Source organism: Lysobacter sp. KIS68-7 (assembly GCF_021284745.1).
Lineage (GTDB): Bacteria > Pseudomonadota > Gammaproteobacteria > Xanthomonadales > Xanthomonadaceae > Noviluteimonas.
Genome location: NZ_CP089925.1, coordinates 1,548,469 through 1,561,205 on the forward strand (window position 1 = coordinate 1,548,469; position 12,737 = coordinate 1,561,205).

A 12,737-nucleotide genomic window follows, 5' to 3' on the forward strand; every position below is an offset into this window, starting at 1 on the left:
AGAATCGCGGTCCCACACCCGGATCGTGCGCCATGCTGACCCTCGTCATCGGCAACAAGAACTACTCCTCCTGGTCGCTGCGCGCCTGGCTGGTCCTCACCGAATTCGGCGTGCGTTTCGACGAAGTGCGCCTGCTCATGGACACGCCGGAATTCGCGGACGTGATCCAGCGCTGGGCCCCCAACCGCCGCGTGCCCGCGTTGCACGACAACGATCTGGTCGTCTGGGATTCGCTGGCCATCTGCGAATACGTGAACGAGCGTTTCCTCGATGGCCGCGGCTGGCCGCGCGACGTCGCCGCCCGCGCGCATGCGCGCTCGGCCGCGGCGGAAATGCATTCGGGCTTCATGGCCGTGCGCAAGCAGATGCCGATGAACATGCGCCGCACGCCGGACAACTATCGCTGGGACGCGGAGGCGGACAAGGACATCGCGCGCATCCAGCAGATCTGGCGCGACCTGCGCCACCAGCACGGCCAGGGCGGTCCGTTCCTGTGCGGTGAGTTCTCGATCGTCGATGCGATGTATGCGCCGGTGGTCTCGCGCTTCCTGTCCTACGGCGTGGAGATGGACGACAACGCGCGCGCGTTCGCCGATGCCATCCAGTCGCTCGAAGGTTGGAAGGCGTGGCGCGCGGCGGGCGAGGTCGAAACGGAATACCTGGAAGACACCGAGAAATTCCGTGCGTGACGATGGTTCGGGCGTGACCCACATGGCCGCGCCGCGCGGCCCGCTGCTCGCCATGCTGCTGGGCGCAGTGCTGATCAGCACCTCGGCGGTGTTCGTGAAGTGGGTGCACATCGGGCCGACGGCGTCGGCGTTCTGGCGCATGGCGCTCGCGGCGGGAATGCTCGTGCCGTTCGTGGTCGTCGCGGTGCGGCGCGGCGGCGGCGCGTGGAAGCCGACGCCGCGCGTGCTGGCGCTGGTCGCCATCGCGGCCGCGTTCTTCTCGCTCGACCTGTGGATGTGGCACCGGAGCATCCTGTACGTCGGCGTCGGCATGGCCACGCTGCTCGGCAACTTCCAGGTGTTCGCGCTCGCCAGTTACGGCGCGTGGGTGCTCGGCGAACGTGGCGGCTGGCATTTGTGGGTCGGCTTGCTGCTGGCGCTGGGCGGCCTTGCGCTGATGCTCGTGCCCGGTTGGGAGGGCTTCGACGCGCGCTTCCATGCGGGCGTCGGTTTCGGACTGGGCACCGCGGCGGCCTACGCGGGATTCCTCATCGCCTTTCGCAAGGCGCAGGCGACGCGAGGCACGGCGCCGAACGAAACATTGCTCCTGTGGATGTCCGCCATCACCGCGCTGCTGTTGTTGCCGATGGTCCTCGTCGGCGGCGAAGCCTTGCCGCCGCAGGGCGGCGCCGATTGGGGCGCGCTGGTCGCTTATGCCTTCATCGCGCAGGTCTGCGGTTGGCTCGTGATCGGCCGTGCGATGCCGCGGTTGTCGGCGGGCGTGCTCGGCTTGTGCCTGCTGCTGCAGCCTTTGCTCGCTTACGTGTGGGACATGCTGCTGTTCGGCACGCGGCTGGATGGCCTGGGCTGGATCGGCCTGGCGCTTTCGCTGATCGGCATCTTCCTCGGCCTGACGCGCCGCGCGTGATTCATTCGCGCGCGATCGAACACACGTAGACCACTTCGCACGCGCCGCCGCCGCTGTCCTCGCGCGAGAGCGAACTGCGCCAGTGCCAGCCATCGGGTGCGTCGGCCTCCACCAGCCAACCGTCGATGCGCACCTTGTCGCCGGCGCGCACGCGCCCGAGTTCCTTCGCGGTCGCCGCGTTGGCCGGGATCATGTGCATGTTCGCGCTGGAGTTGATGATTTCCGACAGGGGAATCGGCGGCGCGCCCTGCCAGCGATAGTGGTACCAGCGATTGGATTGATCGATGTCCAGGCGCGAGAGCACGGCGTCGTCGCGCATGCGGCCCCAGCCGAGGGCGAGGTCGGTCGGCGAGAGATCGGATTCGCGGCCGAGGCTGTAGTCCTCGCGCGACAGTACGCGCGCTTCGAGGCTGAAACCGGCGAGCGGTTGCAAGGTGGCGGCGGCCAGCCGGACTTCGCGGAAATCGCCGGGCACGGGCGACTGCAGGGGCGGATCACCCGCGAGCACGCCCGGCGGTGCCGGGCAACGCACCGTCGCACCACCGGCGGCAGCGGGCGCGCCGGGCGAGCGCGTCGTCCACCACCCGATGGTCCCGACGACCAGGCACAGCGCCACCCAACCGCGAAGGCTCATGCGCGCTTTCCTTTTCCTGCAACGCTCTTCTTCTTTGGGGCGGCGGGCGTCGCCAGGTCAGCCGTTGGCGTGAACAACTCCTGCGGCAGTTGCCGGAATACATCCGCCAGTTGCATCAGGAATCCGCCCATCGCCGAACTGCGTCGCCACACCATCGCGATCTGCCGGGACGGCCGCGAATCGCGGAAGCCCAACAGGTGGATGTCCTTCGAACGCGCCACGGGCGGTTTGACGGCCAGTGTCGGCAGCAACGTCACGCCGACGTTGGCGGCCACCATCTGTCGCAACGTTTCCAGGCTCGTGGCCTGGAAGTCGCGCATTTCGCCCGCGCCCGCGAGCTGGCAGACGTCGAGCGCCTGGTCGCGCAGGCAGTGGCCGTCCTCGAGCAGCAACAGGCGCTGGTCGGCGAGATCCTTCAGCGAAAGCGAATCGCGCTTTGCGAAGGGATGCGTTTCCGGCACCGCGAGCAGGAAGGGTTCTTCGAACAGGAATTCGGTGTGCAACTGATCGTCGTGGATCGGCAGCGCAAGCAGGCCGGCATCCAGGCGTCCGTCGCGCAGGCGCGACAGGATGACGTCGCTCTTCTCCTCGACCAGCAGCAGTTCGAGTTTCGGAAAGCGCGCGCGGATGCCCGGCACCACGTGCGGCAAGAGGTAGGGGCCCAGCGTGGGGAACAGGCCGAGGCGCACCGTGCCGGCTTCGGGGTCCTGCGAGCGGCGCGCGGCTTCGCGCATCTGCTCCACTTCCGCGACGATGCGCCGCGCACGTTCGGCGATGTCGCGGCCGGCCGGCGTCAGCATCACCTTGCGCGGCGCGCGTTCGACCAGCGCGACGCCGAGTTCGTCCTCGAGCTTGCGGATCTGCGTGGACAAGGTCGGCTGGCTCACGAAGCTGGCCGCGGCGGCGCGGCCGAAATGCTTGTGGTCGGCGAGGGCGACGAGATAGCGGAGGTCGCGCAGGTTCACGGGCGGGCTCCATCAGCTGAACCGATAGCCTACTCCTATGGGTTGAATCGAAACAATCGACTTGTTGAATCCGTCCCGGCCGCCCACACTTCGTCGTCTACGCAGGGCAACGCCCCTGCGGCCCCCCTTTCCAAACCACCCATCGGAGTTCTCCCGAATGCTGACCGTCGGCGACAAGTTCCCGCAGTTCAACCTCAAGGCCACCGTCTCGAACGACCTGTCCACGGCGTTCGTCGACATCGACAACAACACCTACAAGGGCAAGTGGCTGGTCGTGTTCTTCTACCCGAAGGACTTCACCTTCGTGTGCCCGACGGAAATCACCGGCTTCGCCAAGCTCGACCAGGCGTTCAAGGACCGCGATGCGCAGTTGCTGACCGGCTCGACCGACAGCGAGTTCGTGCACCACGCCTGGCGCACGCACCACAAGGACCTCAACAGCCTGCCGTTCCCGATGCTGGCCGACATCAAGCGCGAGCTCACCTCGGCGCTGGGCATCCTCGGTTCGGACGGCGTGGCGCAGCGCGCGACGTTCATCGTCGACCCGAACGGCGAGATCCAGTTCGTCTACGTGACCGCCGGCAGCGTCGGCCGCAATCCGGAAGAAGTGCTGCGCGTGCTCGATGCGCTGCAGACCGACGAGCTGTGCCCGTGCAACTGGAAGCAGGGCGAGCAGACCCTCAAGGTCGCCTGATCCCGATCGCTTTCGCTTTGGCCCCGCGCGCGCCGCAGACTCCCCCTCTCGCGCCGCGCTCCCTCCCCCGGTAACGCGGGGCCCTCGTGGCCGGGTCTTCCCGGCCACGTTCTTTTTCGGAGACTGGAATGAGTTTGCAAGACCTGCGCAACGCGCTGCCCGACTACGCCAAGGACATGAAGCTCAACCTGGACTCGGTGTTGAGCGAAGGCGGCTCGCCGGGCCTCACCCCGAAGCAGATCCGCGCCATCGCGCTGTCGTGCGCGATCGCCTCGCGATACGCACCGCTCGTGGCGGCGATCCAGGAATTCGCCGCCGAGCAGTTGTCCGCCGAAGAGATCAACGGCGCGAAGTCCGCCGCCGCGATCATGGCGATGAACAACATCTACTACCGCGCGACGCACATGATCCACAACGACGAGTACGGCCAGCTCCGCGCGGGCCTGCGCATGAACATCATGGCGAACCCGGGCATCGACAAGATGACGTTCGAACTCGCCTCGCTCGCCGTGTCGGCCATCAACGGCTGCGGCGCGTGCATGGATTCGCACGAGCGCACGCTGCGCCAGCACGAGATCAGCGCGCAGGGCGTGCAGAGCGCGCTGAAGATCGCGGCAGTCGTGCATGCGGTGGCGGTGACACTCGAGCAGGCGTGAGGTTCATCGTCGCGGCCTGCGACATTTCCATTTGCATGTGTGAAAGCTCGGAGAGAACTCCGGGCTCTTGCTTCCCCCTGTAGGACATTCCCGACAGTAGTTTCCGGTCACCGCGTCAAACGCGGCTGAGTCCCCCCGACCGGAGTACTGTTCGATGAAGCATTCGTTGTTGCGCGACGCGATCCGTCGCGCGCTATTCGCCGGCGCCGTCGTCGCGCTCGCCTTGCCCTTGCATGCACAGGAGGGCACGGGCACCACCGAGGCCGGGACTGCCGCGCCGAAGGAACTAGAGACCGTCACGGTCACCGGCTCGCGCATCGCGCGCGCGGTGGACCTGGAAACGGTGCAGCCCGTCGGTGTCATCACCCGCGAGGAGATCCTGCGCTCCGGCTTCCAGTCCGTCGCCGATGTCCTGCAGGCCTCCGTCACGATGGGCTCGCCCGCGATCAGTCGTGCCGACGCGCTTGCATCCGGCGAAAACGTGGGCGGTGCGTTCGTATCGATGCGCAACCTCGGCGCCGCCCGCACGCTGGTGCTCGTCAACGGCCAGCGCCTGGGCATCACCACCGGCGGGCTCGCCGACGTCAGCCAGATCCCCACCTCGGCGGTGGAACGCATCGAGATCCTGAAGGACGGCGCATCGGCGATTTACGGCTCCGACGCCATCGCCGGTGTCGTCAACATCATCACGCGCCGCCACGTCGACGGCGGCGAAGCCAACGTGTACTTCGGCCAGTACGACCAGGGCGACGGCGCGAAACAGCAATACGACCTCACGCTCGGCATGAGCGACGACGACGGTTGGCTCACCGCAAGCGTGCAGTACGCGAAGGAAGATCCGGTGTGGGCGAAGGATCGCGCGTTCAGCGCGAGCGGCAACGGGCCGTTGCATCCCTACGATGGCCGCAGCGGCATCAGCGAGAAGGGCGTCTTGTTCGTCGGCGGCAAGCGCTACACGCTGAAGGACGGCGGCGATCCGACGAAGTTCGCCGATTTCCGCCTCTACGATCCGCTGCTCGACAACTCAAATCCGAACGAGCAGATGACGCTGATGACGGGGCAGGAGCGTCGCGCGCTCTACCTCAACGCGGGCCGCGACCTCACCGACGCGCTGACGCTCGAAATCGACGCGCTGTACAACCAGCGCGACACGATGCAGCAGATCGCCGGTTATCCGTATCGCTCGAATGCCTGGGGCGAATGGAGCGCGCCGCTGGATGCGGACAGCGCCTACAACCCGCTTCCAGGCGAAACGCTCACCTACTTCCGCCGCACCTGGGAGGTGCCGCGCGTCACCATGAACAAGGCGACGACCCATCGCCTGGGCGCGAAGCTCGTCGGCCGGTTCGACCTGGGCGCGCAGCCGTGGCATTGGGACGCGGGCTTCTTCCAGAGCCAGTTCCGCACGGCGAAGGACGGGACCGGCAACCTGTTGTTGCCCGCGGCGCAGCGGGCCACCGGACCTTCGTGGTTCAACCCGACGACGCAACGCGTGGAATGCGGCTCGGCGGCGAGCCCGATCCCCTACGGCCCGAGCTTCGGCAATGGCGAATGCATCCCGTGGAATCCGCTCGTGCCCGCGGGCGTCGACGCGCCCGGTTCGCTCGCCGATCCGGCCCTGCAGGCCTACCTGTTCCCCGTCGGCCACGACATCGGCCAGACGGAAACCAATGCGTACTTCGCCAACGTTTCCGGCGTCCTCGCCGAACTCGCTGCCGGCGACCTCGCGATCGCGATGGGCTACGAACATCGGCAGGAGAAGGGATCGTTCTCGCCCGATGCGCTGCGCCAGTCCGGCCTGTCGACCGACCTCGGCTCCGGCAACACCGGAGGGCAGTACCACCTGGACGAGGTCTACGCGGAACTGCAGCTCCCGTTGCTGCGCGACAAGCCGTTCGCGCGCGCCCTGTCGCTCAACCTGGCGTCGCGCTATTCGAACTACAGCACCTTCGGTGCGGAAACGCGCAGCAAGGCGAGCGTGGAGTGGCGGCCGATCGACGACCTGATGGTGCGCGGCACGTGGGGCCAGGGCCTGCGTGCGCCGACGATTTCCGACCTGTACGGGCCGCAGAACCAGTCCTTCGAGTTCTACACCGATCCATGCGACACGCTGTTCGGCCCCGCGCGCGGCACCGCGGCGTGCCTTGCCGACGTTCCGGCCGGCTTCCGCCAGCCGATGTCGGGCGGCCTGCCGGCCCCGGGACCGAACGCGCAGTCCGACGTGCCGTTCCTGTCGGGCGCCAATCCGAACCTCGGTCCGGAGACCTCGCGCAACCTGACGTTCGGCTTCGTCTACAGCCCGCAGCAGGTGGAAGGCCTGAGCGTATCGCTCGATTGGTGGAAGCTGCGCGTGGAGGACGCGATCGTCTCCGACTCGCCCAACACCGTGCTCGCCGATTGCTACCTGCGCGGCGAAGCGGCGCGCTGCGCACAGTTCACGCGCGATCCGGTCACCGGCGCGATCCAGACGCTGTCGTTCAACATCAAGAACTTCGGCTACGTGGAAACCGCGGGTTACGACCTGCTGGCGTCGTACCACCTGCCGACGCAGCCGTGGGGCAACCTGGCCTTCGTGTGGGACAGCACGTACGTGGATTACTACGAGACGAAGTTCGACCCGGCGGCGGTGTACGCGGTGCAGTACACCGGCGTGGGTTCCACCTTCCGCGTGCGTTCCAACCTGTCGGCGGACTGGAGCCTGGGCGATTTCGGCGTGCGCTGGACGGCGCGCCATTTCTCCTCGATGCGCGAAAGCTGCGTCTACCTGGCCGAGTGCAACATGCCGGAGTTCCGCGCGCCGTACACCAACGACATCGTCGTGCCGCGCAACCGCGTGGGGTCCAACACGTTCAACGATGTGCAGTTCCGTTATTCGACGCCGTGGAATTCGACCGTGTCGCTCGGCGTGAACAACGTCTTCGACAAGGTCGGCCCCACGATGTACTCGCGACCGAACAGCAGCTTCCCGTACTACGGCGGCTTCGACATCGGGCGCTTCCTATACGTGCAGTACGCGCAGAAGTTCTGATCCCCGAGGAAGGGCGGCCTTCGTGGCCGCCCTTTTGCGCAAGGTGAAAAATGCGAACCACGAATCCACGCACCGGCTCCGCGTTGGACGACCTCCTGGCCGAGGAAGGCTTGCTTGAGGAAGTCCGCGCCATTTCACTCAGGCGCATGAATGACTGGCGGCTCGAACGCCTCCATTCGCCATCGCATGGACGCCGCATCCCCATTCACCATGACCTTTGCCCTAGACCCAAGGGGCAAGCTGAGCCGTAAGCTCGGGAAATTCGTCCATGGAGTTTCCCTCGATGCCTGTGCTTCGCCGCAGTCTGCTCGCCACCGCCCTGTTCGCCACGCTCGGCGCCGCCCATGCCGCCGACAGCGGCAACGATGTGCCGAAGGGTCCGCTTTCGCGCAACGTCGTGCCTTCGCTGGTGCAGCTCGAGCTCAAGCTCGATCCGAAGCAGGCCAACTTCACGGGCAGCACGCGCATCCAGGCCAAGGTCGCCGAAGCGACCGACGTCATCTGGATGCACGGACAGGGCCTGAAGATTTCGAAGGCCGAAGCCATCGTCGGCAAGAAGCGCATCGCGCTGACGCCGACCGAAGCCGACGTCTCCGGCGTGCTGAAGATGACCGCCGCCCAGAAGATCCCGGCCGGCGACGCGGTGATCGAGATCGCGTACGAAGCGCCGTTCGGCGAACTGCAGGGCGCCTACCGCGTGAAGCCGGATGGCAACGACTACGTCATCACGCAGATGGAGCCGCTCGGCGCGCGCCACACGTTCCCGGGCTTCGACGAGCCGAGCTTCAAGCAGCCCTGGGACATCACGCTGATCGTTCCGGAGAACGACGCGGCCATCGCGAACACGCACGAAGCGAAGACCGAGAAGCTCCCGGGCGGCTGGAAGAAGGTCACCTTCAACCGCACCGAAGCGTTGCCGAGCTACCTGGTGTCCTTCGCCGTCGGTCCGTGGGACGTGCCGCAGGGCCCGGACATCGCGCCGAACGGCAGCCGCACCACGCCGATCCCGCTGCGCGGCGTCGCCGCGAAGGGGCAGGGCCCTCGCATGAAGTACTCGCTGGCGAACACGCCGGCGATCGTCACGGCGCTGGAGAACTACTTCGGCGTGCCGTATCCCTTCGAGAAGCTCGACAACGTCGCCGCCCCCGACTTCTGGGCGGGCGCGATGGAAAACGCGGGCATGATCGTCTACCGCGACAGCCTCATGTTCCCCGACGAGAATTCTTCGGTGAGCCAGCGCCAGTCGTTCTGGGGCACGAGTGCGCACGAACTCGCGCACCAGTGGTTCGGCGACCTGGTCACCATGCGCTGGTGGGACGACCTGTGGCTCAACGAAGCCTTCGCCACCTGGATGGGCAACAAGATCCACGGCCAGCTGCGTCCGGAAGCGCATACCGACCGCGGCATCCTGGAAGGCGGCATCGGTGCGATGGGTGCCGACAGCCTGTCCAGCACGCGCCGCATCCATGAGCCGATCCACGACTTCACGCAGATCCAGTCGGCCTTCGACGGCATCACCTACCAGAAGGGCGGTGCGGTGCTGCGCATGTTCGAGCAGTACATCGGCGAGGACAATTTCCGCACGGGCATCCGCAATTACATCAAGGCGCACGCGCGCGGCAACGCGACGAGCGGCGACCTGATCGCGGCGGTCGCGGCGCAGAGCAACGATCCGGTCGCCGTCGACGCGGCGTTCAAGAGCTTCATCGACCAGCCGGGCGTGCCGTTCGTCAGCATCGACGTGCAGTGCGGCGCGGGCAAGCCGACGCTCGTCGTCACGCAACAGCGTTACCTGCCCTTGGGTTCCACCGCGAGCGCGGCGCAGACCTGGGGCATTCCGCTGAGCGTGCGCTACTCCGACAACGGCACGATCCGCGAAGAGAAGGGCATCGTCACCGGCAACACCGCGCGCTTCGAACTCAAGCAGGCGCAATCCTGCCCGGCGTGGGTGATGCCGAACGCGCACGGCGCCGGCTACTACCGCTTCGCGCTCGCGCCGAAGTACCAGCAGTCGTTGTCGGGTGCGTTCGCGCAGCTCGACGAACTCGAACAGCGCGTCTACGCCGACTCGGTCACCGCGGCCTACGGCGCCGGCAAGATGACGCCGTCGGAATTCATCGCCACGCTGCCACAGTTCGCGTCGGCCTCTGTGCGCCAGACCGTCACCGCGGGCATGGGCTCGCTGGCATGGATGGACGACAACCTGCTGCACACCGAAGCCGAGCGTGCCGCGTTCCGTGCGAAGGCCGCCGACATCTACCGCCCGCGCCTGGACCAGCTCGGCCTGTCGCCGAAGGCCGGCGAGCCGGACGACGACCGCATCCTGCGCACGACGCTCGTCCGCATGTTCGCCGGCTTCTTCAAGGACCCGGCCGTGCGCGCGGAGATGAACAAGCAGGGCCGCACCGTGCTGGGCCTGGGCGGCGACGGTGCACTGCATGCCGACGCCGTGTCGAAGGACCTGCGCGCCATCGCCCTCGGCGTGGCCGTGCAGGAAGGCGGCAAGGAGGCCTTCGACGCCGCCGAGAAGCACTTCCGCGCCAGCCAGGACGCGACGATCCGCAGCCAGTTGCTCGGTGCCATGGGCGACACGCAGGACCCGGCGCTGGCCGACCGCGCGCGTGCCCTGGTCTTCGAGAAGGACCTGCTCCGCCGCAACGAGATTTTCCCGGTGGTCGGTGGCCAGTCCGATGAAGAGAAGATGCGCCCGGCCCTGCGCCAGTGGGTCGACGCGCACTTCACCGAGCTCGAGGCGCGCCTGGCCCCGGCCGGCGCCGCACTCGTGGGCCTGTACTCGGCCGGCATGTGCAGCAACGAGCAGGCCACGGACGTGCAGGCCCGCTTCGAAGACCGCATGAAGAACATCGAAGGCGGCCCGCTGGAGCTGAAGCAGACGGTGGAAGGCATCCGCCTGTGCTCGGCGCAGAAGGAGGCCCGCAAGGACCTCGTGCCGACCTTCGCTTCGAAGCAAGGGGTCGCGAAGTAAGCGACGAAAACGGGGGCGCATCGGCTACGATGCGCCCCATGTCCCCCGTGTCCCCCGCACGCATCGACGAAGTGCTTCGCGATGCGCGCGCGCGCGTCGTCCGGGCCGGGCTGGAACACGCGGACGCCGAGTTGCTGCTCGCGCACACGCTGGGCAAGTCGCGCAGCTGGCTCTACGCGCATGGCGAGGACGTGCTGCCCGACGAACCCGCGCAACGCTACGCCGCCTTCCTCGATCGCCGCATCGCCGGCGAACCGCTCGCCTATCTCACCGGTCGCAAGGGCTTCTGGCGTTTCGAATTGAACGTCACGCCCGACACGCTGATCCCGCGCCCGGAAACCGAACTGCTCGTCGAACTCGCGCTCGCGCACCTGCCGCGCGATCGCCCCGTGCGCGTGGCCGACCTCGGCACGGGCAGCGGTGCCATCGCATTGGCGATCGCCTACGAACGCCCGCGCGCACACGTGGTGGCGATCGACGCCAGCGTCGCCGCGCTTGAAGTCGCCCGCGAGAACGCGAAGGCCCTGCGGCTGACCAATGTCGAGTTCCGCCTCGGCGACTGGTGCGCGCCGCTGGCCGACGACACCTTCGATGTCATCGCCAGCAACCCGCCGTACATCGCGCTCGGCGACCTGCACCTGGAAGACTTGCGTTACGAACCGGCGTCCGCGCTGACCTCGGGCCACGACGGCCTGGATGCGATCCGCGCCATCCTGCGCGATGCGGCTTCGCACCTGGCGCCGGGCGGCGCCCTGTTCGTCGAACACGGCTACCGCCAGGGCGCGAAAGTGCGTGCCCTGTTCGACGCGGCCCGGCTGCGCGACGTGGAGACCGCGAACGACGTGGAAAAGCGCGAGCGCGTGACCTCGGGCGTGAAGGGCTGACGGCCTCGGCACGCCGGCCCGTCGGCTAAACTGCGCCTCCCCATGAGCCCGCAGGATGTTCGCGATGCGCGACCAGGCCACTGCTTTGCGCGACCTCTATCCGGACATCCAGCCTTTCGATTCGGGCACGCTGAAGCTCGACGGTCGGCACGTCATGTACTACGAGCAGTGCGGCAATCCGAACGGCAAGCCCGTCGTGATGTTGCACGGCGGCCCCGGCGGCGGCTGCAGCGACCGCATGCGGCGTTTCCACGATCCGGCGAAGTACCGCATCGTGCTGTTCGACCAGCGCGGCAGCGGGCGTTCGACGCCGCATGCGGATCTCGTGGACAACACGACGTGGCACCTGGTGGCGGACATCGAAACGCTGCGCAAGCACTTGGGCATCGAGCGGTGGCAGGTGTTCGGCGGATCCTGGGGTTCGACGCTGGCGCTCGCGTATGCGGAGAAGCATCCGGAGCGCGTGACCGAGATGGTGTTGCGCGGCATCTTCATGTTGCGCCGGTGGGAGCTGGAGTGGTTCTACCAGGAAGGGGCTTCGCGTTTGTTCCCGGATGTGTGGGAGCAGTACCTGGCGCCGATTCCGTTGGTGGAGCGTTTCGACCTGATGAGTGCGTACCACCGTCGGCTCACGAGCGACGATGAGGCGACGCGGTTGGCGGCGGCGCGGGCGTGGAGCGTATGGGAGGGGGCGACGAGTTTCCTGCGCATGGATCCGGAGTTCATCCACGGGCACGACGAGGCGCAGTTTGCGTTGGCGTTTGCGCGCATCGAGAACCACTATTTCGTCAATGGGGGGTTCTTCGAGGTCGAGGATCAGTTGTTGCGCGATGCGCATCGGATCGGGTCGATCCCCGGGGTGATCGTGCACGGGCGTTACGATGTGGTGTGTCCGATCGCGAATGCGTGGGAGTTGAAGAAGGCGTGGCCGATGGCGGAGTTGGTGATCTCGCCGACATCGGGGCATTCGGCGTTCGAGCCTGAGAATGTGGATGCGTTGGTGCGGGCGACTGACAAGTTCGCTTGAGGGGCTCCACAAGATCGGCGGATCGCCGTGAGGTGTCGTGTGTGTCTTGTCCACTCCATACGACAAGTCGCGGCCAAGACACGCACGACACCTCACGTCGCTCCGCTCGCGACTTGATGCCCTCGCGGAGCGTCTGGGGTTGTGGGCGCGTCGCAATCCACCGCTTACGCGCCTACACCGTAAATTCTGAGGGACGGCACGTCGCCCACCTCGGCGCGTGACGAGCTACGCGCGCAAGCGTCGCCTCTGGCAGGCAACGTGCCTAGC

At 67.1% G+C, this 12,737-nt stretch carries 10 protein-coding genes; 8 read left to right on the top strand and 2 right to left on the bottom strand.

All coding sequences use genetic code 11. The features are described 5' to 3' along the window. Window positions 1-32: 32 nt before the first annotated feature. Both LVB87_RS07355 and LVB87_RS07360 read left to right on the top strand, forming a co-directional pair. A complete protein-coding gene (locus tag LVB87_RS07355; protein WP_232900275.1) occupies window positions 33-689 on the top strand; it encodes a glutathione S-transferase family protein in 657 nt (218 codons plus the stop codon). Next, window positions 682-1,596 (top strand): DMT family transporter, encoded by a 915-nt coding sequence (locus tag LVB87_RS07360; RefSeq protein WP_232900276.1) that lies wholly within the window; start codon window positions 682-684, stop codon window positions 1,594-1,596. Before LVB87_RS07355 ends, LVB87_RS07360 begins: the two co-directional genes overlap by 8 nt. 1 nt (window position 1,597) lies before the next feature. Here the strand turns inward: LVB87_RS07360 and LVB87_RS07365 are convergent, their stop codons facing one another. Both LVB87_RS07365 and oxyR read right to left on the bottom strand, forming a co-directional pair. Further along, window positions 1,598-2,230 (bottom strand): hypothetical protein, encoded by a 633-nt coding sequence (locus LVB87_RS07365; protein ID WP_232900278.1) that lies wholly within the window; start codon window positions 2,228-2,230, stop codon window positions 1,598-1,600. After that, the gene (gene oxyR / locus LVB87_RS07370; RefSeq protein WP_232900279.1) at window positions 2,227-3,195 is read right to left on the bottom strand and encodes a DNA-binding transcriptional regulator OxyR; all 969 of its coding nucleotides are present in this window, start codon (window positions 3,193-3,195) and stop codon (window positions 2,227-2,229) included. The genes LVB87_RS07365 and oxyR overlap by 4 nt, the downstream gene beginning before the upstream one ends. Before the next feature lie 157 nt (window positions 3,196-3,352). Between oxyR and LVB87_RS07375 the strand changes: the two genes are divergently transcribed. From LVB87_RS07375 to pip, 6 genes are all read left to right on the top strand, one after another. Then, window positions 3,353-3,889: a peroxiredoxin gene (locus tag LVB87_RS07375; protein WP_232900281.1), complete on the top strand. Its 537-nt coding sequence runs from the start codon at window positions 3,353-3,355 to the stop codon at window positions 3,887-3,889. Window positions 3,890-4,017: 128 nt separating this feature from the next. Beyond that, window positions 4,018-4,545: a carboxymuconolactone decarboxylase family protein gene (locus LVB87_RS07380; protein WP_232900282.1), complete on the top strand. Its 528-nt coding sequence runs from the start codon at window positions 4,018-4,020 to the stop codon at window positions 4,543-4,545. A 154-nt stretch (window positions 4,546-4,699) separates the two neighbouring features. Then, a complete protein-coding gene (locus LVB87_RS07385) occupies window positions 4,700-7,573 on the top strand; it encodes a TonB-dependent receptor (RefSeq protein ID WP_232900284.1) in 2,874 nt (957 codons plus the stop codon). A 283-nt stretch (window positions 7,574-7,856) separates the two neighbouring features. Further along, window positions 7,857-10,559 carry a M1 family metallopeptidase gene (locus tag LVB87_RS07390; RefSeq protein ID WP_232900286.1) on the top strand — a complete coding sequence of 901 codons (2,703 nt, stop codon included), beginning with the start codon at window positions 7,857-7,859 and terminating at the stop codon, window positions 10,557-10,559. Between the two features lie 38 nt (window positions 10,560-10,597). After that, on the top strand, window positions 10,598-11,443 hold the full coding sequence (prmC, locus tag LVB87_RS07395) for a peptide chain release factor N(5)-glutamine methyltransferase (RefSeq protein ID WP_232900287.1): 846 nt from the start codon (window positions 10,598-10,600) through the stop codon (window positions 11,441-11,443). Between the two features lie 85 nt (window positions 11,444-11,528). Then, on the top strand, window positions 11,529-12,470 hold the full coding sequence (gene pip / locus LVB87_RS07400) for a prolyl aminopeptidase (protein ID WP_232900509.1): 942 nt from the start codon (window positions 11,529-11,531) through the stop codon (window positions 12,468-12,470). The last annotated feature ends 267 nt before the right edge of the window (window positions 12,471-12,737 follow it).